The sequence below is a fragment of the Bacillus sp. Je.9.29.b genome (assembly GCF_051129925.1).
Taxonomy (GTDB): Bacteria; Bacillota; Bacilli; order Bacillales; family Bacillaceae; genus Bacillus; species Bacillus safensis.
This window is the reverse complement of record NZ_JBCPSO010000004.1, coordinates 1-26,615: the sequence shown is the minus strand read 5'-3', so window position 1 is coordinate 26,615 and position 26,615 is coordinate 1. Positions and strand designations below refer to the sequence as shown.

The 26,615-nt window shown below is 43.6% G+C and carries 26 protein-coding genes; 2 read left to right on the top strand and 24 right to left on the bottom strand.

What is annotated here, in order from left to right:
• Window positions 1–4 precede the first annotated feature (4 nt).
• From fapR to AAZR19_RS08995, 6 genes are all read right to left on the bottom strand, one after another.
• The gene (fapR, locus tag AAZR19_RS09020; RefSeq protein WP_024424199.1) at window positions 5–571 is read right to left on the bottom strand and encodes a transcription factor FapR; all 567 of its coding nucleotides are present in this window, start codon (window positions 569–571) and stop codon (window positions 5–7) included.
• Window positions 572–683: 112 nt separating this feature from the next.
• A complete protein-coding gene (recG, locus tag AAZR19_RS09015; RefSeq protein WP_076839555.1) occupies window positions 684–2,732 on the bottom strand; it encodes an ATP-dependent DNA helicase RecG in 2,049 nt (682 codons plus the stop codon).
• Window positions 2,710–3,612, bottom strand: a complete 903-nt coding sequence (sdaAA, locus tag AAZR19_RS09010; protein ID WP_024424200.1) for an L-serine ammonia-lyase, iron-sulfur-dependent, subunit alpha — start codon at window positions 3,610–3,612, stop codon at window positions 2,710–2,712. Before sdaAA ends, recG begins: the two co-directional genes overlap by 23 nt.
• A 20-nt stretch (window positions 3,613–3,632) precedes the next feature.
• Window positions 3,633–4,295, bottom strand: coding sequence for an L-serine ammonia-lyase, iron-sulfur-dependent subunit beta (sdaAB, locus tag AAZR19_RS09005; protein WP_024424201.1), 663 nt, complete (start codon window positions 4,293–4,295; stop codon window positions 3,633–3,635).
• Between the two features lie 148 nt (window positions 4,296–4,443).
• The gene (locus AAZR19_RS09000) at window positions 4,444–6,117 is read right to left on the bottom strand and encodes a DAK2 domain-containing protein (protein WP_076839554.1); all 1,674 of its coding nucleotides are present in this window, start codon (window positions 6,115–6,117) and stop codon (window positions 4,444–4,446) included.
• A 15-nt stretch (window positions 6,118–6,132) separates the two neighbouring features.
• Complete coding sequence (locus AAZR19_RS08995; protein WP_008344871.1) at window positions 6,133–6,495, bottom strand: Asp23/Gls24 family envelope stress response protein; 363 nt, start codon at window positions 6,493–6,495, stop codon at window positions 6,133–6,135.
• A gap of 271 nt (window positions 6,496–6,766) precedes the next feature.
• Here AAZR19_RS08995 and rpmB point away from each other — a divergent pair, with 271 nt between their 5' ends.
• Window positions 6,767–6,955 (top strand): 50S ribosomal protein L28, encoded by a 189-nt coding sequence (rpmB, locus tag AAZR19_RS08990; RefSeq protein WP_003212514.1) that lies wholly within the window; start codon window positions 6,767–6,769, stop codon window positions 6,953–6,955.
• Window positions 6,956–7,024: 69 nt separating this feature from the next.
• On the opposite strand, the gene spoVM is transcribed toward rpmB, so the two are convergent.
• From spoVM to AAZR19_RS08905, 17 genes are all read right to left on the bottom strand, one after another.
• On the bottom strand, window positions 7,025–7,105 hold the full coding sequence (gene spoVM, locus AAZR19_RS08985) for a stage V sporulation protein SpoVM (RefSeq protein WP_008354550.1): 81 nt from the start codon (window positions 7,103–7,105) through the stop codon (window positions 7,025–7,027).
• Window positions 7,106–7,176: 71 nt separating this feature from the next.
• Window positions 7,177–7,821 (bottom strand): thiamine diphosphokinase, encoded by a 645-nt coding sequence (locus tag AAZR19_RS08980; RefSeq protein ID WP_326349653.1) that lies wholly within the window; start codon window positions 7,819–7,821, stop codon window positions 7,177–7,179.
• 60 nt (window positions 7,822–7,881) lie between these two features.
• Window positions 7,882–8,532 carry a ribulose-phosphate 3-epimerase gene (gene rpe, locus AAZR19_RS08975; protein ID WP_262089406.1) on the bottom strand — a complete coding sequence of 217 codons (651 nt, stop codon included), beginning with the start codon at window positions 8,530–8,532 and terminating at the stop codon, window positions 7,882–7,884.
• 3 nt (window positions 8,533–8,535) lie between these two features.
• Window positions 8,536–9,432, bottom strand: a complete 897-nt coding sequence (gene rsgA / locus AAZR19_RS08970) for a ribosome small subunit-dependent GTPase A (protein ID WP_326349654.1) — start codon at window positions 9,430–9,432, stop codon at window positions 8,536–8,538.
• Between the two features lie 12 nt (window positions 9,433–9,444).
• Window positions 9,445–11,400 carry a Stk1 family PASTA domain-containing Ser/Thr kinase gene (gene pknB / locus AAZR19_RS08965; RefSeq protein ID WP_076839548.1) on the bottom strand — a complete coding sequence of 652 codons (1,956 nt, stop codon included), beginning with the start codon at window positions 11,398–11,400 and terminating at the stop codon, window positions 9,445–9,447.
• Window positions 11,394–12,164: a Stp1/IreP family PP2C-type Ser/Thr phosphatase gene (locus AAZR19_RS08960; protein ID WP_034281746.1), complete on the bottom strand. Its 771-nt coding sequence runs from the start codon at window positions 12,162–12,164 to the stop codon at window positions 11,394–11,396. Before AAZR19_RS08960 ends, pknB begins: the two co-directional genes overlap by 7 nt.
• Before the next feature lie 3 nt (window positions 12,165–12,167).
• Window positions 12,168–13,250, bottom strand: a complete 1,083-nt coding sequence (rlmN, locus tag AAZR19_RS08955) for a 23S rRNA (adenine(2503)-C(2))-methyltransferase RlmN (RefSeq protein WP_024424208.1) — start codon at window positions 13,248–13,250, stop codon at window positions 12,168–12,170.
• Between the two features lie 3 nt (window positions 13,251–13,253).
• Window positions 13,254–14,597, bottom strand: a complete 1,344-nt coding sequence (gene rsmB, locus AAZR19_RS08950; protein WP_326349655.1) for a 16S rRNA (cytosine(967)-C(5))-methyltransferase RsmB — start codon at window positions 14,595–14,597, stop codon at window positions 13,254–13,256.
• Window positions 14,584–15,537 carry a methionyl-tRNA formyltransferase gene (fmt, locus tag AAZR19_RS08945; RefSeq protein WP_076839545.1) on the bottom strand — a complete coding sequence of 318 codons (954 nt, stop codon included), beginning with the start codon at window positions 15,535–15,537 and terminating at the stop codon, window positions 14,584–14,586. The genes rsmB and fmt overlap by 14 nt, the downstream gene beginning before the upstream one ends.
• Window positions 15,538–15,542: 5 nt before the next feature.
• Window positions 15,543–16,025, bottom strand: a complete 483-nt coding sequence (def, locus tag AAZR19_RS08940; RefSeq protein WP_076839543.1) for a peptide deformylase — start codon at window positions 16,023–16,025, stop codon at window positions 15,543–15,545.
• A 15-nt stretch (window positions 16,026–16,040) separates the two neighbouring features.
• On the bottom strand, window positions 16,041–18,449 hold the full coding sequence (gene priA / locus AAZR19_RS08935; RefSeq protein WP_076839542.1) for a primosomal protein N': 2,409 nt from the start codon (window positions 18,447–18,449) through the stop codon (window positions 16,041–16,043).
• Window positions 18,446–19,663: a bifunctional phosphopantothenoylcysteine decarboxylase/phosphopantothenate--cysteine ligase CoaBC gene (gene coaBC / locus AAZR19_RS08930; protein ID WP_434702911.1), complete on the bottom strand. Its 1,218-nt coding sequence runs from the start codon at window positions 19,661–19,663 to the stop codon at window positions 18,446–18,448. The genes priA and coaBC overlap by 4 nt, the downstream gene beginning before the upstream one ends.
• A gap of 117 nt (window positions 19,664–19,780) precedes the next feature.
• Window positions 19,781–19,984, bottom strand: a complete 204-nt coding sequence (gene rpoZ / locus AAZR19_RS08925; RefSeq protein ID WP_003211647.1) for a DNA-directed RNA polymerase subunit omega — start codon at window positions 19,982–19,984, stop codon at window positions 19,781–19,783.
• 3 nt (window positions 19,985–19,987) lie between these two features.
• Window positions 19,988–20,602 carry a guanylate kinase gene (gene gmk, locus AAZR19_RS08920; protein WP_024424214.1) on the bottom strand — a complete coding sequence of 205 codons (615 nt, stop codon included), beginning with the start codon at window positions 20,600–20,602 and terminating at the stop codon, window positions 19,988–19,990.
• A 9-nt stretch (window positions 20,603–20,611) separates the two neighbouring features.
• Window positions 20,612–20,881 carry an extracellular matrix/biofilm regulator RemA gene (gene remA / locus AAZR19_RS08915; RefSeq protein ID WP_008344898.1) on the bottom strand — a complete coding sequence of 90 codons (270 nt, stop codon included), beginning with the start codon at window positions 20,879–20,881 and terminating at the stop codon, window positions 20,612–20,614.
• A 76-nt stretch (window positions 20,882–20,957) separates the two neighbouring features.
• Window positions 20,958–21,833: a YicC/YloC family endoribonuclease gene (locus AAZR19_RS08910; protein ID WP_034281735.1), complete on the bottom strand. Its 876-nt coding sequence runs from the start codon at window positions 21,831–21,833 to the stop codon at window positions 20,958–20,960.
• An 83-nt stretch (window positions 21,834–21,916) separates the two neighbouring features.
• Window positions 21,917–24,592 carry a calcium-translocating P-type ATPase, SERCA-type gene (locus AAZR19_RS08905; protein WP_434702908.1) on the bottom strand — a complete coding sequence of 892 codons (2,676 nt, stop codon included), beginning with the start codon at window positions 24,590–24,592 and terminating at the stop codon, window positions 21,917–21,919.
• Window positions 24,593–24,757: 165 nt separating this feature from the next.
• Between AAZR19_RS08905 and AAZR19_RS08900 the strand changes: the two genes are divergently transcribed.
• Window positions 24,758–26,467, top strand: coding sequence for an Rqc2 family fibronectin-binding protein (locus tag AAZR19_RS08900; protein WP_024426952.1), 1,710 nt, complete (start codon window positions 24,758–24,760; stop codon window positions 26,465–26,467).
• A 61-nt stretch (window positions 26,468–26,528) separates the two neighbouring features.
• On the opposite strand, the gene AAZR19_RS08895 is transcribed toward AAZR19_RS08900, so the two are convergent.
• Window positions 26,529–26,582, bottom strand: coding sequence for a hypothetical protein (locus AAZR19_RS08895; RefSeq protein WP_421727775.1), 54 nt, complete (start codon window positions 26,580–26,582; stop codon window positions 26,529–26,531).
• Window positions 26,583–26,615 lie beyond the last annotated feature (33 nt).

Sequence of the window (26,615 nt, the reverse complement as noted above, 5' to 3'; positions counted from 1 at the left end):
CCTTTTACTTTTGTTTTGAGCGATACATGACGAAGTCACCTGAGAAGACAACTTCCTCACCAACATAGCTGTTTACTTCAACTACGGTTCTTCCTTTTTCTTTATCATGTGAGGCTACTTTGGCTTTAGAGACGACTCTTTCGCCTTGTTTCACCTGCCTTGTAAACCTGATATTCGCTTTTGCTGTCAAAGCCAGTTCATCGTCAATGACGGCAACTGCCAGCGAATTTGCCTGGGCGAAGAGATGATGTCCCCTGGCAATTTGGTTTCGGCTGAATACATGCTCTTTTCTCACTTCTAAAATGGAAATGGCTTGGTCATCAAGTTCTACATCAATCATTTCTCCAATCACTTCATCCAGTGGAAGTGACTTTACTTCATCCTCTAATGTCTTTTCGGCCACATGCTTAATTCTTTCGCGTAATTCAGGGATCGACAGCTCTAAACGATCAAGACGAACCGTTTGTATGCTGACACCGAATTTACTTGCCAATTCTTCATCAGTAATGAATGGAGTCGAGCTGATCGTTTGCTGGAGAAGCTTTTGACGTTCTTTTTTATTTAGTTTCATATGCAGACACCATCCGTACATTTATGACTAGGTACTAATAGTAGTATATAATCTCATAGATGATAAATCAATCCTTGTTTCAAAAAGACAAGAAAATTCCTCCAGCGTTTGATCAGCTTAATTTATCTCCTCCCAGCACACCGCTGTCTATCAGCGTTTGCCGGAGTTCTTTGTATTCGGGATCAGTCCAAAAGGCGTCTGATTGGACAAGGTCTGCTGCATCTTTTCTAGCCGTTTCCAGCGCTCTATAGTCGTGAACCATATCTGCTACCTTAAATTCTGGCATCCCGCTTTGTTTTTTACCGAAGAAATCGCCGGGTCCTCTTAGTTCTAAGTCCTTTTCAGACAGCTCAAAGCCATCGGTTGTTTCGGACATGATCCGCATCCGCTCTTTCCCCGTTTCCGACTTCGGATCAGCCATTAAAATACAAAATGATTGATGCTCTCCTCGTCCGACCCGGCCTCTTAGCTGATGAAGCTGAGACAGTCCGAAGCGGTCTGCATCATAAATGACCATGATGGTTGCATTCGGTACGTTGACCCCGACTTCAACGACTGTGGTTGAAACGAGAATTTGTACTTCATTTGCGGTAAAGGCTCTCATGACCTGATCTTTTTCATCACTTGCCAGCTTCCCATGCATTAAGCCGATTGACCACTTGCCGCGGTATGCCTCAGTGAGCATGCTATGGACATCAAGCGCATTTTGCACATCCAGCTTGTCTGATTCTTCAATGAGCGGACAAATAATATATGCCTGTCTGCCTTTTCTCAGCTCTTTATCCACAAAAGCAAGAATTCTCTCAAGCATGTCATGCTTCACCCAATACGTTTCGATTTGTTTTCTGCCAGCTGGCAATTCATCAATGACAGAGACGTCCATTTCTCCAAAGACAGTGATCGCAAGTGTTCGCGGAATAGGTGTGGCCGTCATAAACAAGACATCTGGGTCCTGTCCTTTACTTCGCAGTTTTTTCCGCTGCTCGACGCCAAACCGGTGCTGTTCATCTGTGATGACAAGACCGAGCTGCTGAAATTCGACTTCGTCTTGAATGAGTGCGTGCGTGCCGACTAATATGTCAATCTCACCTACTTTTAAACGTTCAAGCAATTCTCTGCGCAGCTTTCCTTTCACAGAGCTTGTCAAAAGGGCGATATTCAGTCCCCATTTTTCAAACAGCTGGTAAAGTGAATCGGCATGCTGCTCTGCCAAAATTTCTGTTGGGACCATTAATGCACCTTGAAAACCTGATAAATGAGCGGCATAAAGCGCAATGGCTGCAACAGCTGTTTTCCCTGAACCTACATCTCCTTGAAGCAGCCGGTTCATTCGATATGGAGACGCCATGTCCGACATGATTTCATCAAGCACTCTTGATTGTGCCTTCGTCAGCGGAAATGGCAGGCTGTCAACAAACTCAAAAACAGCCTCTTTGGAAAACGGATGCTGGATACCTGATGTTCTCTCTCGTTCTTTCTTTCTAATCGCCTGCATCTTCAGCTGAAAGATAAGAAATTCTTCGTACACAAAACGGCGTCTTGCTTGCTTGAGCGAGTCTCTTGTTTCTGGAAGATGAATGGTTTTTAATGCTTCCTGATAGGACATGAGTTTATAGGCAGAGACAAGCTGCGTTGGCAATGGATCTTCAGCTTTATCTGCATAAAGTGACAAGGCCTGCTTTACAAAGCGCCTCATCATTTTCACGGTCACATTTTCTTTTACTGAATAAACGGGCTCTATACTGCCATCTTGCTCGTGCGTCCCTTTTTTAAATTCCTGCACCATGATAGATTGACGGTTTTTATCCCATTTTCCTGTGACGGAAACTGTATCACCTAACACAAGGCTTCGTTTTAAATATGGGCGATTAAAACAAATGGCTGTAATGAGAAAACGCCCGACAAGCAGCCTGAATGTCAGCCTGCTTCGTTTTTTGCCATAGTAGGTGAGAACGGGCTCACTATGTACTTTCCCTTCAACTGTGACACGTTCGTCATGCTTGACTTCTTCTAAGTTACGAAGCTCATAGTCGTCATATCGATAAGGAAAGTAGCCGAGTAAATCGGCTACTGTGTAGATTCCAAGTTCATTGAGTGTTTTTTCGGTTTCCTCTCCAATCCCCTTCAGGACAGAGACACTATCTTGCAGTTTCTGTATCACGAGATGAGGTCACACCTCCGAAAATCTTCTTTTCAAGCTCTCTTGCTGTCGGTGTCGCAGCGAGACCGCCTTGTGCAGTTTCGCGAAGAGCTGTTGGCATCGTTTGACCGATTTTGTACATCGCATCAATGACTTCATCACAAGGAATGCGGCTTGTGATGCCAGCAAGAGCCATGTCTGCTGCGATCATGGCGTTAGATGCACCCATTGCGTTTCGTTTCACGCAAGGTACCTCGACAAGTCCCGCTACTGGATCGCAAACAAGTCCAAGCATATTTTTCAGTGTAATCGCCATCGCTTCTGCAGATTGCTGCGGTGTACCGCCTGCCATCTCGACAATAGCTGCTGCCGCCATCCCTGATGCAGAACCTACCTCTGCCTGACAGCCGCCTGCTGCACCGGAGATGCTGGCGTTATTCGCCACAACAAAACCAAATGCGCCAGAAGTAAATAGGAATCTGACCATTTGTTCCTTTGTTGGCTTTAATGTTTCTTTTACTGCAAATAACGTACCTGGTACAACACCTGCTGAGCCTGCTGTAGGCGTGGCACAAATGGTTCCCATTGCGGCATTGACTTCATTTGTTGCAACTGCTTTACTGACAGCATCTAATATCGTATGACCAGACAGTGTTTTGCCTGATGCGATATAGGCTTGAAGTTTGACAGCATCTCCGCCTGTTAAGCCTGATAATGATTTCACACCCTTCAGCCCGTTTTCAACGGCCTGCTCCATCACTTCTAGGTTGCGGTACATCTGGGAGAAAATTTCTTCACGTGATTTCCCTGTCACTTCCATTTCTTGCACAATCATAATTTCTGAAATGGAGGTATTCCGTTCTTCTGTTAGCTGCACGAGTTCTTTGACGTTTTTAAACATCATTCATAACCTCCTTGTTGTTACTCTGCAATTTGTGTGACTTGAATAATGTTTGGCAGCGTTTCAAGCTCTGATAGGACAGCTGGGTCAATATTTTGATCCACTTCAATCGTCATCAGTGCCTCTTGCCCGACATCTTTACGCGCCACTTCCATATGACCGATGTTGATGGCGAATTTCGCTAAGACATTGGCAACTGCCGCAATCGTCCCGTAGCGATCGTTATGAACCACAAGAATGGCAGGATGATTCCCTGAAAGCCTGAGCTCAAAGCCATTTAATTCTGTGATTTCAATTTTACCTCCGCCGATGGAAATCCCGATTAGTTCAAGGCTTCCGTTCGCATCTGAAATCTCTACTTTTGCTGTATTCGGATGTGCCGGCACTGCTTCTTCTTCTTTAAATTCAATATCGATCTCTTTGCTTTTTGCAATATCGATCGCTGTTTTGATTCGTTCATCAAATGTATCAAAGTCAAGAACACCGCCGATAATGGCGACATCTGTACCGTGTCCTTTATACGTATCTTTAAAGGAACCATAAAATGAAACGACAATTCGTTTCGGTTCTCTTCCAAATAAGCTGCGAGCTACTCTTCCGATACGAGCCGCACCCGCTGTGTGCGAACTTGATGGACCAATCATGACGGGCCCAATAATATCAAACACACTTCTAAATTTCATAGGTCTTCCCCTCTCATAACCACTCGCGTATGGTTTGGTTCTTTCTTTAGACTAATGGATTCATTCATTTCCCGCAACTCATTTCACCGTTGAATCGCTAGTAAAAAATTGCAAAAGAAGAAGAAGGGCTTTATTTGCCCTTCTTTCGTTATTCAACCGCCAAAATATATGAATAAAGCGGCTGTTTTCCATCGTGGACTTCAACTTCTACATCTTCAAATGTTTCTTCAATAAAGGCTTGTAACGCATCCATCTCATCAGATGATGCATCTTCCCCTTTAATGATGGTGACAATCTCATCATCTTCTGTCACCATTTTGGTGAGAAGTTCTTTTGCTGCATCTAATTGATTTTTCGCTGTTAAGGTGATTTTCCCGTTGAACAGACCCATATAGTCACCTTTCGCAATATCGATTCCATCAATTTGAGTATCTCTTACTGCAAAGGTAATTTGCCCGCTTTTCACATGGTCAATCGCTTCTAGCATCGCTCTTTCGTTGTCTTCATTTGAAGCTGCTTCATTGAGAGAAAGAAGTGCCGACATTCCTTGAGGAACGGTCTTCGTCGGAATGACAACGACCTCACGACTTGAGACAGTTGCCGCCTGTTTAGCTGCCATGACAATATTAGAATTATTAGGTAAGATAAAGACGGTTTCGGCATGTACGCTTTCTATTGCTGTGACAATGTCTTCTGTGCTCGGATTCATCGTCTGCCCGCCTTCAATGACGACGGAAGCTCCGATGCTTTTGAACAAGTCAGCAATTCCTTCTCCCATTGCGACACTGACGACGCCAAAGCGCTGTTTTTCAGCAGCAGGTGCTTTTGGTGCAGCAGGCGCGTGTTCTCTTTCTTCGTTCACGATTGAGCTATGCTGCTCTCTCATGTTTTCAATTTTCATATTAATTAAGCTGCCGTAGCGCTGTGCATAGGATAAGACATCTCCTGGCTGCTCTGCATGAATATGAACTTTCGCCAGTGTCTCGTCAGACACCACAAGAAGTGAATCTCCGAATTCACTTAAGTCTTCTCTGAAGGCATTCTCATCAAAGGACTGTTTGTCTTCTTCAAATTTCACCATAAATTCAGTACAGTAGCCAAATTCGATATCTTCTGTGTTCATATGGCTTTGCGCACTTTTATGATGCTCTGCACTAACGAGTTCTTTTAGCGTAGGTAAAGAAGCCGCTTTAGGAGGAAGCTCTTCTCCTCTTAATGAAGCAAGGAAACCTTCATATACGCATAGAAGTCCTTTACCTCCACTATCGACAACACCCACTTCTTTTAAGACAGGAAGCAGATCTGGCGTTCGATCAAGTGATGCTCTTGCTTCCTCAATCGTTAACTCTAGAACGCGGTCAATTTGATCTTCTGTTGCTGAAACAGCAACCGCTTTCTTTGCTGCATCTTTTGCAACCGTTAAGATCGTTCCTTCAATCGGTTTCATCACGGCTTTATATGCTGTATCAACACCCGCCTGTAAGGCAAGAGCAAATTCTTTTGCATCAATCGTTTCTTTTTGTTCAATATGTTTACTGAAACCTCTAAAGAGCTGTGACAGGATCACACCAGAGTTTCCTCTTGCGCCCATCAATAACCCTTTTGACAGGGCCACGCCGACCTTCCCAATATGATCGGTATTTGTTTCTTCAACTGCTTTTGCCCCTGAAGTCATCGACAAATTCATATTTGTCCCCGTGTCTCCATCTGGCACTGGAAAAACATTTAACGCATCAACAATTTGTGCGTTTTGAGAAAGATGGTGAGCACCTGCAAGAATCATTTTTGCAAATGAGCGGCCATCAAGATTTCTAATAGACAATATATTTCCTCCTTACTACGGGTTCGTAACTTTTACTCCTTGTACATAAATGTTGACCGAGTCAACAGAAAGTCCAATTGTGTGATGAATCGTGTATTTGACTTTCGTTTGAACATTATGTGCGACTTCTGATATTTTTGTACCGTAGCTGACGATGATGTACATATCAATATGAATGCGGTCTTCTTTCTGACGCACAAGAACACCCCGGCTGAAGTTCTCTTTGCGGAGAATATCCGTCAAGCCGTCCTTAATTTGGTTTTTGGACGCCATGCCAACAATACCATAGCAATCGATCGCAGCGCCTCCTGCCACCATTGCAATGACTTCATTTGATATATCAATTTGTCCGTATTTCGTTCTAAGTTCAATGGACACATTGGTTCCCCCTTTTTGAGAAATTGCCCTGAGTTATCACTATTTTACTATAAGACCCTTCTTTTTAAAAGAAATCATTCAATCCGACCCAATCCTACTTATACTATAGCCTTGATTTTTTATCAAGATGTCAAGGTATTTTTCTTGAAAGAGGAGTAAACAATCCTTGCAAACCCCTTGAAGCTGTGGTAAATTATTAAAGTATCTTGAGGCATCTCTAAGTACGTATATGAAGAATATGATGATGTTTTCGCAGTTAGGAGGGAAACAAATGGCACGTAAATGCGTTATTACAGGCAGAAAAACAAAAGCTGGGAACAACCGTTCTCACGCAATGAACTCTACAAAACGTACATGGGGCGCGAACCTTCAAAAAGTTCGTATTCTAGTGGACGGTAAGCCTAAAAGAGTATATGTATCAGCTCGAGCTTTGAAATCTGGTAAAGTTGAGCGTGTATAAGCAAGAGTAAACGCCTGCTACAATAAACTGTAGCAGGCGTTTTTATGTGGAAATAAAGGAGATTACTCATTAATCTTTTTTAAATGAACCAAGCATCGCACGGACAATGCCGCCAAGAAATCTAGGCAGTTTGATTGTATAAAATTTCATTTTGTCCCCCTCCTAAAAGTACCGCTTGCAGCACAATTGAGCTTAATCAGCCATCCACATTGATAGGTTGGTCAATCTTTGCTTCTTACCATTATTAATATGCCTTCATGAAAAGAAAAAGTACCATTTGAGTGGATGAGTTCGTTACTAATACATAGTGTGGAACCAGGCTCAATATGACAATTTTTCAGAGGATATTTGAAACCTTTTAATGTCAGCTTTTCAATCGATGTACCAAAGGGCAGGAACGATACATATTTTTTATCAGGGTCTTCTTTTATTTCGTATGTACCAGGTCCAAACATTTGAATGATATTTTGCTTATCTACAAGAGTGATGTTCTGCTTGTGCTGAATGCCTTGATATAGAAGGTGAATATTTCCTAGAAAATGATCAGCCCTTCCTCCTGTAATGCCGTAGATGTGAATATGCGCTGGGTGCTGGCGCATGGCCCAGTTCAGCGCAAGCTCTAAATCGGTTTCATCTTTTTCAGCCTGAAATACATTCAGGGCAGGCAATTTCTTTTTCAGCTCGCAAAGCTCTTCTTCTGTCACACTGTCAAAATCACCAAAAGCCTTGGCAGGCATGATGCCGTGCTCTAGTAAAAAGAGCGTCCCCCGGTCTACACCGATCCAGAGAATATCGTCCTGTGATGCTTCATGTTCAAGGGGCGGGATGTATTCAAAAGGACCGCCGGCTACGATATGTATGTGCATGATATACGCTCCTCTCCATGTAAAAAGAACCAAAGATCAGAGTGACTTTGGTTCCTTTTTTTACGCTTCTCGAATGGCTTTAATGGCTGCTGCGCGGTTGTCTTTACCGTATACCGCTGAGCCGGCCACAAGTAAGTTAGCGCCCGCCTCTTTACAGCTCTTTGCAGTCTCTACATTGACACCGCCGTCTATTTCTATGAGTAAGTCTGCTAAGCCCTTTTGTTCGCTAAGGGTCTTCACTTCTTTTACCTTCGTGAGGACAGATGGAATAAACGCCTGTCCGCCAAAACCAGGATTCACCGTCATGAATAAGACAAGGTCTACGTCCTCTAATACATGCTCAATCTGAGAAACAGGTGTGTGCGGGTTCAAGACGACACCTGCTTTTACGCCTTGTTCTTTTATGTGCTGTATCGTGCGGTGCAAGTGCGGACAAGCCTCTACATGGACAGAAATAATGTCAGCACCTGCTTTTGCGAATGCAGGAATATACCGGTCTGGCTGCTCAATCATTAAGTGAACATCGAGCGGCAGCTTTGTATGCGGTCTGATCGCTTCCACAACATTTGGACCAAATGTAATATTCGGTACAAAATGACCGTCCATCACATCGATATGAATGTAATCCGCTCCGCCTTGTTCCACATCACGGATATCTTTCTCCAAATTGGCGAAATCTGCTGATAAAATGGAAGGGGCAATATAAACCATGAGTTAGTACCTCGGCTTTCTGTCTTTGATTTCAGTTAAAAACTCTAAATAATGCTGATAACGATACTCTCTGATTTGCTCTTGTTCGACCGCATCTTTTACCGCACAGCCAGGCTCTTTCACGTGCAGACAGCCTCTAAACTTACAATCTGCACTCCGCTCTTTGATTTCTAAAAAGTAAAGGCCTAAATCTTCCGCTTCGATGCCGGTAAATTCGAGCGAACTAAAGCCAGGTGTATCTGCAATGAGCCCTTCTGCTGTACGAATGAGTTCGACATGTCTTGTCGTATGCTTTCCTCTTCCAAGATGGGAGGAAATATCATTGGTTTTAAGCGCCAAATCAGGACTCATCGCATTTAAAAGGGAGGACTTTCCTACCCCAGACTGACCGGCAAATACAGTGATTTTATTGTAAAAATGCGGGGTCAGCTTTTCAATTCCGTCTCCCTCGATCGTGGATGTCAAATGAACATCATATCCAATTTGCCGATAGTCCTCTGCATAGCCTTGAATACTTTCAAGCTCTTCATCTGTTTTCAATAAGTCCACTTTTGTGATACAGATAATTGGCTTAATATCATTTGCTTCCACCAGCACTAGAAATCTGTCTAAAAGCGATGTGCTAAAGGTCGGTTCTATCGCAGAGAAAACGAGCACTGCTTGATCGACGTTACTAATCGGCGGACGAACAAGTTCGTTTGTCCGCTCTTTTACTTCTAATAAATAGCCTTCTTTATCGTTATCCGCTTGATATACGACATAATCTCCAACAAGAGGTGTGATTTTGTTTTTCCGAAAAATGCCTCTCGCTCTGCACTGAATCACTTTTCCACTTTCTAAAGACTCATCGAGCACATAATAAAATCCGCTTAATGCTTTAATAATTTTGCCCTCAGGCATAAAGTCCCTCCTTTATTCATCGTCAGGGTATTCAATTGTTTTAGAGCTTACGACTTTATCATCAACCGTCACTTGATAGTATCCTTTTTGACCTGGTTCAATCTTAAATTTAATGGTTCGTTCCGTTGGTGCAGTGATGTTAAAGGTTTCATATGAATCAGAAATGCTATGCTCAGCATCGTCAATGGAAATCTGAACGGTCATCTCTTGCCCTTCAGTGACTGGCTCATACGGGATGGCAATCTTCTCAGTTACCGTTTTAGCCGGTTTTTTCTTCGGTCCGAGTGAGAAGGTGATCTTAACCGTATCCCCTGGTTTCACAGCAGTACCTGCTCCTGGCTCCTGCTTCATGACCTCACCTTTTGGCACATCATCAGAATACGCTTCTTTTTCATCAAGCTTTAATCCGTTATCCTCTAAATAATTCGATGCAGCCTGTTTACTATATGTCGTTAAATCCCGCAAAGTAATATCGGCAGGACCTATGCTGACCGTCAACGTCACTTCTTCATCTGCTGCCACAAGCTCAGTACTCGCTGAAGGTTTCTGTTCCATGACAATCCCAGATTCGGTGTCATTATCATTTACTTCCTCCACAACAACTTGCTTAAACCCTTTTTTCTCTAATAATTCTTTTGCTTTATCGACCTTTTCACCTGTTACATCAGGTAATTCGGTCTTTTCTTTGCCAGTACTTTGGTAAAGCTGAATCTCGGTTCCTTCTTTTACCTTTGTGCCGATTTTCGGGTCTGTTTTGACGACAAGCCCTTTTTCAATTTTTTCATCAGCGATCTCAATTGGTTCAGAGGCAACGGTAAAGCCGGCTTTCTTCAAGGTGTCCTCTGCTTTTTCAATCGTCATGCCAGATACATCAGAGACCTCAACATCTTTTGGAAAGAGCAGTCCGGGAAACACAGTGATGGCTAAAATGGTCGCAGCAGTTAGAATAAACAGGATGGATGCCACAACCCATGGCCATTTTTTTCGTTTCTTTTTCGGCTTTTGTTTCTCTTTTTTCTTCGGTTTTTGCACCGGATGGACAGCTGTTTTTTCATTGTCTTCATCGACTTGATGATCTTGAATGATTGGGATCGCTTTCGTTGCTTCATGATCCTCTTCAATGACAAAGCGTTTTTCTTTTAGTCTTGAAGGGTCGAAAGCAGTTTGTAAATCTTTTTGCATTTCAGATGCATCTTCATATCGATAAAATGGATCTTTGGCCATTGCCTTTAAAATGATGTTTTCCACGCTTTGTGGAACAGAAGGATTCCACCTTCTTACAGATGGTGGCTCTGATTGCAAATGCTTCAGCGCAACACTGACAGCTGATTCCCCTTCAAATGGCATGCGTCCAGAAATGAGTTCATAGAGCACAATTCCAAGTGAATAGATGTCTGACTTTTTCGTCGCAAGACCTCCGCGGGCTTGCTCTGGAGACAAATAGTGCACGGATCCTAGAACCGAATTTGTGTGGGTGATGGTCGCTGAGCTGAGTGCAATGGCAATCCCAAAATCAGTGACTTTAATATTCCCCATGTTGTCTATTAATATATTGTGGGGCTTAATGTCCCGGTGGACGAGCTGCTTTGCATGGGCTTCTTCCATCGCCGCAACCACTTGCTCCATAATGCGAACGGCTTCTTTCGGATGAAGCGGGCCATTGGCATGTATGTATTCTTTCAGCGTCATCCCCTCGACATATTCCATGACAATATAATAAATGTCATCTTCTTCCCCTACATCGTAGATGCTGACAATATTTGAATGATCTAAGCTTGCGGCTGATTGCGCCTCGCGCCGGAAACGTCTAATAAAATCATCATCGCTTGCAAAGTCAAAGCGCAAAATTTTAATCGCAACTTCGCGATCTAAAATCATGTCCTCCGCCAAATAAACGTTTGCCATTCCGCCTCCGCCTATGACGCGAAGAATCTGATAACGGCCGCTGATCCGTTTTCCGATCAACACTTGCTGTCACCCTCCTCTGGCTGGGAGGAGATTTCTAACAATACTGCTGTAATGTTATCTTCACCGCCGTTGTCATTCGCTGTTTGGATTAATGCTGTTACTTTTTCATCTGGTGCGGTCGTTTGCGTTAAAATATGAATCAAATTCTCTTCTTCTACTTTATTTGATAAACCATCTGAGCAAAGCAGGATTTGATCTCCTGGGTCCACTTCAAAGGTATGTGCATCAATTTGAACGTGTTTATCTGTTCCTAATGCTTTCGTAAGCACATTTTTTCTTGGATGATATTCTGCATCCTCTTTAGAAATTTCACCTGTTTTCACAAGCTCATTTACAAGTGAATGGTCATCTGTTAGCTGGGTCAGTGCTCCTTCTCTTAGCAAGTAGCAGCGGCTGTCGCCAATATGGGCAATTGTGACCGTTTGCAAATGAACGAGCGCACAAACAATGGTTGTCCCCATTCCTTGGCACTCCTCATTGTTTTTCGCATGTTCATATACTTGATCATTAATGTCACTTATTTTTGAGATTAACCAGCTTTCTTGCTCTGCTGGTTTTGCTGGGATTGAAGATGTTTCTTCCCAGTATTCTTTTAAAGAAGAGACGGCCATCCTGCTGGCGACATCACCAGCAAGATGACCTCCCATTCCATCTGCTACAACAGCTAGAAGGGTGTCTTCTTTTGCTTCAAAAATACCTGCATCATCTTCATTATGCTGACGGACTTTTCCTGTATCGGTTTGAAAGGCTGCCCTTATCAACATTCGTCACCTCGTCTCTTCCTGACGCTCCTTCGCTCTTAGCTGACCGCAAGCAGCATCAATATCATGGCCTTGCTCTCGTCTAATCGTTACGTTTACGCCGCGTTCTTTCAGCGTTTTTTCAAATAGGAAGATTTGTTCTCTCGGTGTTCTTACATAATCCCTTTCCGGTACATAGTTCACCGGAATGAGGTTCACATGGCACTTGATTCCTTTTAATAAGTCTGCAAGCTCTTCTGCATGATGCACTTGATCATTTACTCCGCCAAACAGGCCGTATTCAAAGCTGACACGTCTACCCGTTTTTTGAATGTAGTATTCAATGGCTTCCATTAATTTTGGGAGCTTATATGCCTTATTGATCGGCATCAGACGGCTTCTGATCTCTGTGTTCGGTGCATGCAGGGAGACAGCAAAATTGATTTGCATTTGCTCATCAGCGAATTGATAGATCTTTGGAATGATTCCGCTTGTCGACACTGTAATATGACGCGCGCCAATATTTAAGCCGTTATCATGGTTGATGATTTTAAGGAAAGCAAGCATTTCGTCAAAGTTATCAAACGGTTCGCCAATTCCCATGATGACAACCGAGCTGACTCTCTCATCTGTTTCGTCAAGTGCCTGCTGCACTTTCAATACTTGAGCAACGATTTCTCCTGCTTCAAGGTTTCGTTTTAACCCGCCAAGTGTAGATGCACAGAATGTACAGCCAATTCGGCAGCCAACCTGAGTTGTGACACAGACAGAGTTGCCGTATTCGTGGCGCATCAGTACTGTTTCAATCGTATAGCCATCATGTAATTCAAATAAAAACTTGATCGTTCCGTCTTGAGACGTTTGTTTGATCACGGTTTTTAATGTAGTGATCGCAAATTGATTTTTTAATTTTTCTCTTAAATCCTTTGAAAGGTTAGACATATCGTCAAAGGATGTCACACGTTTCTCATAAAGCCACTCGAAAATTTGGGCTGCGCGGAAAGGCTTTTCGCCTTGTTCTTTTAACCATTCTTTCATTTCGTGAAGCTCAAATGAGTAGATCGACGGCATTTCTGTCTTCAGTTCTTTTCTTACTTTTTGTTCTGTCATTTTTTATCCCTTCTTTCTCATGCTGCAAATAAAGAAACCATCTGTTCCGAAATAATGAGGAAGAATCTGTACACTTCCGTTTTGAACAAACGGAGCAACCTGCTCAGGCAGCCGTTCATTAAGAGATAGATCGGGTTCGAAGTCTTGGTGTTCTTGTAAAAACGCATGAATCACTTGTTGATTTTCTGTTGGGTCCATTGTACATGTACTGTATACAAGGGTTCCGCCCGGTTTTAAAAGCGGGGCCGCTTCCTTTAAAATGGCCTGTTGGATAGCCGCAAGCTTTGCTGAGTCTTCTTTAGACTTTGTATATTTCATATCTGGTTTTCGTCTAATGACGCCAAAACCGGAACACGGTGCATCAATGAGAATACGGTCAAACGAAGCTTCGCTGTAATAGTCTGCCGCTTTCCTTGCATCAAGTGCTTTTGCCTCAATGTGAGTAAGGTTCAGACGTTTTGCTGCTTGTTTGATGAGTTTCACTTTGTGTTCATGTAAATCAAGAGAAACAATTTTGCCCTCATCATTCATACGTTCTGCAATATGTGTTGATTTTCCGCCAGGAGCCGCACAGGCGTCAAGCACTGTTTCTCCCGGCTGAGGGTCGAGCGCTCTTGCGACAAGCATCGAGCTTTCATCTTGTATCGTCACATAGCCTTCTTGAAAAGAAGGGGTTGAGACGATGGACCCTTTCATGAGCTTAAGTGCATCTTCAGATAAGTCGCCAAGCTCCGTTTCGATGCCTGCATCCATTAGTTTTTGCTGCAGTGCCGTGCGGTCAGTTTTCATTCGATTGACACGAAGGGTTTGCTTTGGCGGGACTAAATGAATGCGGCACATGCTTTCTGCCGCTTCAAACCCGTACGCCTGAACCCACTCCTGCACAAGCCATAATGGGTGGCTTGTCTCAATGGACAGCCGCTTTACGGGATCTTTGATTGCATCAAATGCCGGAACGCCTTCTCTTTGCACAGAACGAAGAACACCGTTCACAAGTGAAGAAATGCCTTTGTGCCCGCGCTTTTTCGTTAGCTCGACCGCTTCATGAATGGCTGCACGATCTGGTATTTTTTCAAGGTACACCATTTGATAAAGAGACATCCGCAAAAGCTGCATCACCCATGGAGCGACCTTTTGCGGTTTTTTTACAAAGGGCGTCAGCATATAATCTAATGCCAGTTTATTTTGCAGTGTACCATATACAAGCTCTGTTAACAGCGGTTTGTCCTGATCAGCTAAGTCTTTATCTTTCATGACTGACTGCAACAGCAAATTACTGTAAGCTTGATTTTGTTCGAGTTTGATTAAAGCGTCCAGCGCTACTTCTCTCACATTACTTTTCTTCATTCATTAACCCTAATTTCTGTCCAATTTCGATATTTGCGCCTCTTAAGAAGTCTTCGCCGCTCATTTTTTTCTTACCAGCTGGCTGCACACCTGTTAATAAAAGGCCTTGCTCATTCCCCGTTCCAATGACCGGACCTTCTTTTTGAAGTTCAATCACTTTCCCTGGTTCTTCTTGAACTTGGAGCGGAACCTTTTTCGCTTCCCATACTTTTAGATGAGCGCCGTTCCATTCAGTATAGGCAACTGGCCAAGGATTTAGCCCGCGAACTTGGTTGTAAAGCTCTTCACCGGTTTTTGTCCAGTCTAACCTTTCTTGCTCCCGCTTAATATTTGGTGCGTATGTGGCCGCTTCTTCATTTTGCGGAATCGGAGAAATAGACCCGCTCAGAACATTTGGCACCGTATCTTTTAACAGTGCGGCACCAGCTGCACTTAATTTATCATGCAATGTTCCGACATTGTCTAATTCATCGATTTCTACTTCTACTTTACTGATCATGTCACCTGCATCAAGTCTTTCCACCATGTACATGATGGTAACGCCTGTTTTCTTTTTGCCTTGAAGGATCGCATAATGGATCGGCGCGCCGCCTCTTAGTTCTGGCAGAAGCGAGGCATGAACATTGATACAGCCAAACTTAGGTTCATCGAGTAATCGCTTTGGTAAGATTTGTCCAAATGCCGCTGTGACAATTAAATCCGGCTGTAATGCAAGCACCTTATCAATTTCTTCATCAAGGCGCACCTTTTCAGGCTGCAACACAGGAATGCCGTGCTTTAAGGCTTCCACTTTTACAGGAGGCGGTGTGAGCACTCGTTTTCTTCCTTTCGGGCGGTCTGGCTGCGTGACGACCCCTACCACTTCGTATCCTTCTGTTATCAGTGTTTGCAGCACAGGTACTGAGAAATCAGGGGTTCCCATAAATACGATACGTGCCATTTTCTTCACCCTTCCATTTCCGCAAGTTCTTTTTCTGTATAAGTTTCAATGATTTTTGACGTAAATAAAATGCCGTCTAAATGATCAATTTCGTGCAATAAAGCTCTTGCTAAAAATCCGTCTGCTTCTATTGTAAATGGTTTGCCTTTCTTATCAAAGGCTTTTACCTTCACATAGTTCGGTCTCTCTACAGTGCCGTATAAAGTTGGAAAGCTCAGGCAGCCTTCAATATCTGTCTGGCTTCCTTCTACTTCAAGCACCTCGGGGTTCACTAAATCAATTCTGCCAGATTCTTCTCCGATATCTACAACAGCGATTCTTTTTGAAATACCGATTTGTGGTGCTGCTAGTCCAACTCCATCCAGCTCAAGCATTGTATCATACATATCATCCAGCAGTTTTTTAAGCTTTTTATCGAACGTCTCGACACGCTCTGTCTTTTGTTCAAGCACTTCTGCCGGATGTATGACTATTGGTTTTACTGCCACTTACAGCCCTCCGTTTTACATCATCATGTATGGATTCATATCTATTGAAATCATCAATTGTTTTTGTTCCATTTCCTTTTGATAATGGTCTTGTATTTTCCGTAATAAACTTGTCAGTTCATTTTCCCTTTTGTATTTTATCACGCATTGATACCGATATCTATCTTTGATCTTAGCGATTGGCGATGCGGCCGGACCAAGGATTCGAGTATTCGGTGCACAGTTCATTTTTAGGAACTGGACAATTTGATCAGTGACATGTGCTGCCTTCGTCACTTCTTCGTGTGACACTGTCACCATCGCCAAAAAGTAATATGGCGGATAGGACTGGTGGCGGCGATGCAGCATCTCCTGTTCATAAAAGGCTTCGTAGTCATGCTGCTTCGTTAATTCAATACTATAGTGAGAAGGGGTATACGATTGAATAATAACCGAGCCCGCTTTTTCATGGCGCCCTGCCCTGCCGCTGACCTGCGTGAGAAGCTGAAATGTTTTTTCACTTGAACGAAAATCAGGGATGTGAAGGGATGTATCCGCACTGAGAACACCAACAAGTGTGACATCTGGGAAATCCAGCCCTTTTGCAATCATCTGCGTCCCGAGCAAAATGTCCGCTTCTTTATTGCCAAAAGACGTAAGAAGCTTTTCGTGAGCACCTTTTCGAGACGTTGTATCCACATCCATTCGGATCACACGCGCCTCAGGCAATACCTTTGTCAGTTCTTCTTCTACTCGCTGCGTGCCAGTTCCAAAATAGCGAATATGCTCACTGTGGCATTCTGGACATTCAGAAGGTACTGGAGCTTCGTGACCACAATAATGGCACTTCAGCCGTTTTTGATAGCGGTGATAGGTGAGAGAAATTTCGCAATGAGGACATTGCTCCACATATCCGCAATCACGGCACATCACAAAGGATGAATAGCCTCTTTTGTTCAGAAATAAAACGGCTTGTTCTTTTCTTTCAAGCACTTCCTTTAACCTGATCATTAATTCTTCTGAGAACATGGAGCGGTTTCCATTTCTTAGTTCTTCTCTCATATCAATTAACGAAACGTGCGGCAGCTGCTGCTGGTTGACGCGGTGCTTGAGCGGCAGCAATGTATAGACGCCTTTTTTCGCACGTGCATAGGTTTCAAGTGAAGGTGTTGCACTGCCTAATACGACTGGACATTGATGCCGCACTGCTCGTTCAATGGCGACATCCTTGGCATGGTAACGAGGCATTTCTTCTTGTTTATAAGAGGATTCGTGCTCTTCATCTATAATAATCATGCCTAAATTTTCAAATGGAGCGAAAACAGCAGATCTTGCGCCAACGACAAGCTTGACTTCCTTGCGATGAATCTTCCGCCATTCATCATATTTTTCTCCTGTCGATAAGCCGCTATGAAGAACAGCCACATTTGAGCCAAATCGTTCTTTAAATCGCTGCACCATTTGAGGGGTTAATGAAATTTCAGGAACTAAAACGATCGCTTCTTTCCCTTTTTGAAGAACATGATCAATTGTCTGCAAGTAAATCTCCGTTTTGCCGCTTCCTGTCACTCCGTGCAGCAAAAAGGTTTCGTGCTGATCCTCACTGACTGCTTGATGTATATGTTTTGCCGCCTCTCTTTGCTCAGGCGTGAGATCAAGTGATGCAGATGGTGTAAACTCCCGGTCACGGTAAGGATCTCGATAGACCTCTTCATAGCTTTCTGTTAACAGCCCTTCTTGAATAAAGGTTTTAAGCGTTTGAGAACTCGCGCCTGTTTGCTGCTGCAAGTCTTTCGCTAAAAAGGTTGTCTCTCCCGCTTGAAGCAAGTAAGAGATCAGTGCCTTTTGTTTTACCGCATTTTTCTTTAGCTGCTGCTGTTTTTCTTCAAGTTTTTCTTTCGATACAGCCAGCTGGAGCATGCGGACCTTTTTCTTTCCAGATTTTTGCGAGACATGGTATCTCACCTCTAGATGACCTTTTTGGACATGTTTTTGAATCTGTTTTAATTGTTCAGCCGGGATGTCAGCATAAAGAATGCTCTCTCGCTGACCGAAAAGCTCTTTCAATGACTGCGGAAGTTCTTCCTCTGATAGCACCTGTATTTCTTTTTCATACTTTGCCTTCATGGCTGCGGGCAGCATCGATTGAAGTGCCGTAATATGATAGGACAATGTTTTTTCCGTCAGCCAGTGGGAAAGCTCCAATAGCTCATCTGTCAGAACAGGTGATAAATCAAATAAATCGACTATCTCTTTGATGCTTCCTGACTTGATGTCTGTTTCCTCTTTGACTTTTGTCACAAACCCTTGAATCTTCCGCGGGCCAAAGGGAACGACCACCCTCATCCCCGCTTTGACGAGATCTTTGAATCGATCTGGTACACGGTAATCAAATGGCCGGTCAATGGCTTTCGTTGTGACATCTACGATGACTTCAGCAATCATGCGCGATCACGCTCTTTTGGAAGCAGCAGTATTGCCTCCTTTAAAATTTCAAAGGCGAGGTCTTTTTTGCTCATCATTGGCAGCTCTTTTTTCGTTCCATCTGCTTTGATGATCGCTGCCACATTGGTATCTGTGCCAAAGCCTGCCCCTTCTTTAGTGACGTTATTGGCCACAATCATATCTAGATGCTTGGATTCAATTTTCTTTTTCGCATAATATTCTACATCCTGCGTTTCAGCTGCAAATCCGACCAGCACTTGATGCTCTTTTCTTTTTCCCAGCTCTTTTAAAATATCTTTTGTCCGGGTGAATTCAATGTCCAGAGCGCCGTCCTGTTTTTTCATTTTATGAGCATATGTCGTGACAGGGGTGTAATCGGCGACAGCTGCTGATTTAATGACAAGATCAGCTTCCCCGTATACATCTAGCGCAGCTTGATACATCTCTTCAGCTGATTCAACGTGCACTACATGTACATGGTCAGGTTCATTTAAAGAAACAGGTCCAGAAATCAGCGTCACATCTGCCCCCATTTGCTGAGCAGCCTCTGCAATCGCATAGCCCATTTTTCCACTAGAACGGTTTGTAAAGAACCGGACAGGATCGATGACTTCACGAGTAGGACCTGCTGTCACTACGACTTTTTTACCTGAGAGCGGTAAGCTTTTTGGCTCTTCAAAAAAGGCCCGGATGTGTTCCACAATTTTTTCAGGCTCTTCTAGTCGTCCTTTTCCAATATACCCGCAGGCTAAATAACCTTCACTTGGCTCAATAAACCGGTAGCCGTGTTCATATAATGTGCGAATATTCCGTTTGACAGCCGGGTGATCGTACATATGCACATTCATCGCTGGTGCGATCCATACAGGCGCTGTTGAAGCAAGCAAAGTCGTCGTAAGCATATCATCTGCAAGTCCAGCGGCCATTTTACCAATCGTATGTGCTGTTGCAGGGGCAACAAGAATGAGATCGGCCCAGTCAGCTACGTCAATATGTGCAATGACTTTTGGATTGTTTTCTTTGAATGTATCTACATATACCTCATGCCGAGACAGTGCTTGGAAGGTAAGCGGAGACACAAACTCACGAGCAGATTCCGTCATAATCACTCTTACATTTGCGCCTGCTTGTACGAGTTTACTAGTAAGTGCTGCTGCTTTATATACGGCAATTCCTCCGCTGACACCAAGCAATATATTTTTTGACTGTAACATTTGTTTGTCCCCCTTAACGGCCTTTTTCACAAATTCGTCTACAATTCAAAAAAGTCAAAACCAATCATAGTTTTGACTTTTTTGAACGTATCGTATCTGCATTGCAGAAGCGATGTGTTATTCTTGATCCTCTTTTTCAAATGTCAAAAGACCAGCGTCGATTTCTTCTAGTGCTTTGCCTACGAATTTGTAAGACTTTGTGTTTTCAATCTGCTGATCTTGATGGATCTGCATTTCACGTGCACGGCGTGCCGACACTGTTACAAGTGTATATTTTGAATCAAGTTTGTTCATCAATGAGTCAATTGAAGGATCTAACATGGTTTATTCTACCCCCAGCATTTTTTTATATCTTGGTGCGACTCTGTCTCTGCGCAGGTGTTCTGCAAGGACGATCGCTTTGATTCTTTCACAAGCAAGCTCGACATCATCGTTTTCAACGACATAGTCATAAGCATCCATCATTTCAATTTCTTCTTTCGCAGCGGCCATTCGGTTTCGAATGAGCTCCTCAGACTCTGTACCGCGTGTAATAATACGGTTTTGAAGTTCTGAAAGACTAGGCGGTGCAAGGAAAATAAAAAGACCTTCCGGGAATGCTTCTCTTACTTGAAGTGCACCTTGCACTTCAATTTCAAGGAAAACATCTTTTCCTTCGCTTAATGTCTGTTCTACATAGTCAACAGGCGTGCCGTAGTAATTCCCGACGTACTCTGCCCATTCTAACAGCTTTTTGTTTTCAATCATATGTTCAAATTCTTCCCTGGTTTTAAAGAAATAATCGACACCATTTCTTTCACCTTCACGCGGTTTGCGTGTCGTCACAGAAATAGAGTATTCAAATTTCGTATCTTCCTGGGAGAAAATGGCTTGTCTGACCGTTCCTTTTCCAACTCCCGAAGGTCCAGAGAGAACGATTAAAAGTCCTCTTTCTTTCATAATGGCGTATTACCCCTGCCCTTCATCTATGATTTCTTCTTTTACAGAAAGTCTTTGCGCGACAGTCTCAGGCTGAACGGCAGATAAGATGACATGGTCACTGTCCATAATGACAACAGCACGGGTTCTTCTTCCGTATGTAGCATCTATGAGCATGCCTCGATCTCTTGCGTCTTGTATCATTCGTTTAATCGGTGCTGATTCCGGACTGACGATCGAAATCATCCGATTCGCTGAAATGATGTTTCCAAATCCGATATTGATCAACTTTATGGTCATCTTCTTTCGTCCCCCTGTAATATAAACGTCTCTAGTCTCGCCGAAAGAGACGCACTGTAAACAGCATACACAATGACTATTCTATATTTTGCACTTGTTCTTTTATTTTTTCAATAGCACTTTTCATTTCAACCACCAGCTTTGTTAAATGGTGATGGTTCGCTTTTGATCCAATGGTGTTCACTTCACGGTTGAGCTCCTGTACAAGGAAGTCAAGTTTTCGGCCGGCAGCACCGCCTTGCAGCAAGATTTGCTGAAACTGCTGAAAATGACTTTTCAGTCTCGTAATCTCTTCTGTAATGTCACACCGGTCAGCAAAGATGGCAGCCTCTGTCGTTAGTCTGCTCTCGTCAAGCGCCTCTCCGATCCATTCTTGCAATCGCTGATTCAATCGTTCTTTGTACTGACTCACAACCTCTGGTGCAAAGACTTTGATTTCTTCTGTATAGGCCTCTAGTTCAGAAAGCCTCAGTTCACAGTCTTTTTGAAGTGATGCTCCCTCTTGCTCTCTCATGAAGCAAAGCTCCTTGACAGCAGCCTCGCAAGCTTCCATCAGCAGCTGCTCTAACTGTTCATTTCGGCTGGCTGACTCTTCCACCTGAACGGCAAGCTCCAGCCCCAATAAGTCATGTGCATGCTGAATGCCTGAAATGTGATAGCGTTCTTCGAGGTCTTTTGCGGCTTTCATGTATTCATCAAGCAGCGGCCAGTCGATCTGTAAGGACCGGCTTGCTAGTTTACCGCCTTCAATCGTGACAAACAGCTCAATTCTACCGCGCTGCACGTGACGAAGAATGATTTTTTTTAATGTATCTTCGAAATATAAAAGCGGCCTCGGCAAACGGGCATGAACCTCTTTAAAACGGTGATTGACCGATTTTAGCTCAACTGACACTGTCAGTTCTCCATCCGTTTTACTCGCTTGGCCGAATCCCGTCATACTGCGTATCATGTCAAAACACCCAATTCTTTCATATTAATAAAATGAAAAAGGTAATAGCAGACACTATTACCTCAAAATTATACCATAATCAATTATTTTTTTCTTGTCAAAAGTGATCCTGCCAGTAAAAAAGTTGGCAGTGCAGACATCCCGATGATCAGCAGCCAATCAATTGGTGCAATCGCGACCGTTTTGAAAATCGGCTGAAGCGGCGGGTAATAAATGACCACAAACATGAGCAAAAGTGATGACAAAACCGCACCGATCAAATAAAGGTTCCCAAATGGATTACGTTCAAAAATGGACCGTTCACTGCGGCAGTCAAATACATGAATGAGCTGCGCCAAAACAAGCGTACTAAATGCGACAGTCTGTGCATATTGCAGGTTGTTTGGATCGCGGTGATACACAAATATAAATGCCAAAAGGGTCGCAAGTCCGATGAGGAAGCCTCTTGAAATGACCTTCCAGCCAAGCCCTCTAGCAAAAATGCCCTCTTTCACATTCCGCGGCTTTCTCTTCATGACATCGCCTTCTGGCTTATCCATGCCAAGTGCCATAGCCGGCAGACCATCTGTGACAAGGTTGACCCATAAGATTTGTATAGGAACGAGCGGAAGCGGAAGCGCGAGGAGCATCGCAAACAGCATGACCAAAATTTCTCCGACATTTGATGCCAGCAAATAACGGACAAACTTACGAATGTTTTCATAAATATTCCGGCCTTCTTTAATGGCGGATTTAATGGTCGCAAAGTTATCGTCAAGTAAAATAAGAGATGACGCTTCTTTGGCTACGTCTGTTCCAGTGATGCCCATGGAAATGCCGATATCTGCTTGTTTAATGGCAGGCGCATCATTGACCCCGTCACCTGTCATCGCCACAACATGCCCATTTTTTTGATAGGCTTTGACAATTCTCAGTTTATGCTCAGGGGAAACCCGGGCAAAGACGTATACATTTTCAGCCGTTTGCTCAAGCTCTTTGTCGCTCATCTGATCAAGCGCTTTTCCGTCGAGCACCTGTCCTTGCTTCGGTAAAAGGCTCAAGTCTTTGGCGATCGCTTTGGCCGTTTCGACGTGGTCGCCTGTAATCATGACCGTTTTAATCCCGGCATCCCGGCACTCTTTAATCGCTCGTCTGACTTCAGGACGCGGTGGATCGATCATGCCCTCTAACCCGATCAATGTTAAATCGGTTTCAGCCTGCTTTACAGAGGTGATTTTTTCTGTCAGACTGACTTTTTTATACGCAATGGCAATGGTTCTAAGCGCCTGTCTTGCCAACCCTTGAATTGCAGCTTCTGTTTCTTGCCTGTGAGTCGCTGAAAAAGAAGCTGTGCGTCCGCCGTGCATGATATGACTTGAACGGTTCATTAGTACATCCGGCGCACCTTTTGCAATGACATACCGCTCTTTTTGATTCGTTTCAACGACGACTGACATCATCTTTCTTTCTGAATCAAAAGGAAACTCCTCAATGACATGAAATCCAGCTTCAATGAATTGCTCTGTAAAACCCGCTTTACGTGCTGCGGTAAGAAGCGCCCCCTCTGTCGGATCGCCATCAAGCCTCATCTCTCCGTCTTTTTCAACGATGGTCGATGTATTACACAGCGCCCCGTATAATAACACCTTTTGCAGGCTTGGGTGATTGTCGGCATGGACGATTTCTCCGTTTAAGGTAAAGTCACCGGATGGCTCGTAGCCTGTGCCAGAAATATTCCACGTTTTCCCCTCTGCCCATACATGGGTCACGGTCATTTTATTTTGCGTCATCGTTCCTGTCTTATCTGAGCAAATGATTGACGCGCAGCCGAGTGTTTCCACCGCGGGGAGCTTTCTGACAATCGATTTTTGTTTGATCATCCGCTGCACCCCTAGGGAAAGTGCGACAGTGACGATCGCCGGCAGTCCTTCTGGAATCGCCGCAACAGCAAGAGATACTCCCGCTAGGAACATATGATACAATTCATGCCCTTGCACAACACCGAGAACCACTACGAGCACCGTTAAAAATAAAGCAGCCACAATCAGAATTTTCCCAAGCTGCTCGAGACGCCTTTGCAGCGGCGTTTCCATATTACCTGCTGCATCCAGCATACCGGCAATTTGTCCCATTGCTGTATTCATTCCTGTACCAATGACAACCCCTACGCCGCTTCCTCTAGTAACAAGCGTCCCCATAAAGGCCATGTTCGTCAAATCTCCAAGCGAGACATGGCTGCTTGAAAGAGGACTTGCGTGTTTGACTGCTGGGATGGACTCGCCAGTGAGAGCGGACTCCTCAATTTCTAAGCTCTTTGTTTCTAGTAATCTAATATCCGCCCCAATCCGGTCTCCGCTCGAAAATTTCACAATATCCCCTGGCACGAGATGTTTAGACGGGATCTTAACCCATTCATTATTTCTCCTTGCATATACATGCGGAGTTGATAATTCTTTTAACGCTTGAAGGGATTTTTCCGCCCGGCGCTCTTGATAAAAGCCGAGTACACCATTAATTAAAACAATGGCTACAATCGCAACAGCATCAATGTATTCTCCTAAAAAGGCAGAAATGATTGTTGCTGCAAGCAAGATTAACACCATGAAATCTTTAAACTGTGCTAAAAAAATGATCAGAGCCGACGCCTTTTTTCCTTCCTGCAATTCATTTGGCCCGTGTTTTTCAAGCCGCTTTTGTACATCTTTTTCTGACAGTCCGTCACCTATCGATGTATTCATTGTTTTTAATAAATCGGTTTGGTTCAGTTCATGCCAATTCATTTGACCTCGTCCACTCCTCTTTTGTTCTCTCTCATATGCAGTGTTCTATAAGCCAGTTTATTCAGACTCGTCCTAAATCATGCTATAATAATAAGACTGCCTAAAGAACGAGAAAACAGAAGGTTCTTTCAGTAGATTTGTGTGAAAGAAGAGGGTGTATCCAACATGTCATTTGACGGCATTTTTACATATGGTATGACAAATGAATTGCAAGAGACATTAACTGGCGGGAGGATTTCAAAAATCCATCAGCCATATAAGCACGAGCTGATTTTTCATATTCGGGCAAACGGGAAAAATCATAAGCTCCTTTTATCGGCTCATCCGAGCTATGCGAGAGTGCAGCTCACTGAGCATCAATACGACAATCCAAGCGAGCCGCCAATGTTTTGTATGCTCCTCAGAAAGCATCTTGAGGGCGGCTTCATTGAACGTTTTGAACAGATTGGATTTGACCGGGTGATCGTGCTTCATGTAAGAAGCAGAAATGAAATTGGCGATGAGCAGACGCGTAAGCTTTACATTGAAATCATGGGACGTCATAGTAATTTCATTCTGGTAGAGGATGGAACGCAGCAGATCATTGATGGTTTGAAACACCTTTCTCCATCTGTGAACAGCTATCGAACGGTGCTTCCTGGTCACGAATACCTTCTGCCGCCTGCGCAGCAAAAATTGAATCCTTTTGACGTGACAAAGGATGATATTTTGAAGCATTTACGCTTTCAAGAAGGAAAGATCGCAAATCAAATTGTCGATACCTTCTCTGGGGTTTCCCCGCTGTTTGCAAAGGAAGTTGTACACCGGGCCGGTCTTGCCAATCAAGAAACGATTCCAAATACACTGCTCGACATGTTCCAGCTCATTCGCATGCATTCTTTTACACCGCAGCTCACAAGAAAAGACGGAAAAGAGTATTTCTATTTATTAGAGCTTCAGCATGTCCATGGCGAGATGAAGACATTCGACTCACTCAGCCAGCTGCTTGACCGCTTTTATTTTGGAAAAGCTGAGAGAGATAGAGTCAAACAGCAGGCAGCGGACCTTGAACGGTTTGTCGTCAATGAAAAAAAGAAAAATGAAAACAAGCTGAAAAAGCTAAAAAGAACACTTGAAGAATCTCAAGATGCACACAAATATCAGCTCTATGGCGAATTGTTAACAGCCAATTTATATGCGATTAAAAAAGGGGATAAAGAAGCGACTGTCATCAATTATTACGATGAAGACGGCGGAGAAATCACGATTCCGCTCAAAACGAACAAAACCCCTTCTGAAAATGCCCAGGCATATTTTACAAAATATCAAAAGGCAAAAAATGCTGTAGAAGCTGTAAATGAACAAATTAAGCGGACACATGAAGAAATTGCTTATTTTGAAGAGCTGATTCAGCAGCTGTCCTCTGCTTCACCGAAGGATTTAGAGGAAATGAGAGAAGAGCTTGTTGAAGGAAAATATTTACGCGCCAAACAAAAGCGTCTCGCCAAAAAGAAAAAACCGGCGGCCATTCAGCTCGAAACGTATGAATCATCCCAAGGCATACCAATTTTAGTCGGAAAAAACAACAAACAAAACGAGTATTTGACTACAAAGGCAGCTGCTCGTGATGATATTTGGCTGCATACAAAGGATATTCCTGGGTCACATGTCGTCATCCGCCACCAAGCACCTGATGAACAAACGCTGCTTGAAGCGGCTCAAATTGCCGCCTATTTTTCAAAGGCAAAAGAGTCCAGCTCCGTACCTGTCGACTATACAAAAATCCGGCATGTGAAAAAACCAAACGGAGCAAAGCCAGGCTTTGTTACGTATGATCAGCAGCAAACATTATTTGTCACGCCTGACGAAGATCTTGTGCTCAAGCTGAGAAAATAAATAAAAAAAGCCGATAAAATCGGGACTGACCCCCGTTTTTGAGACAGGGATCAAAACACCTTTATAAAACAGCCAGTTGCCGAAACTCTTTTGGTGACTGGCTGTTTAATTTCAATTGAATTCGGATATTGTTATAATAATCAATATA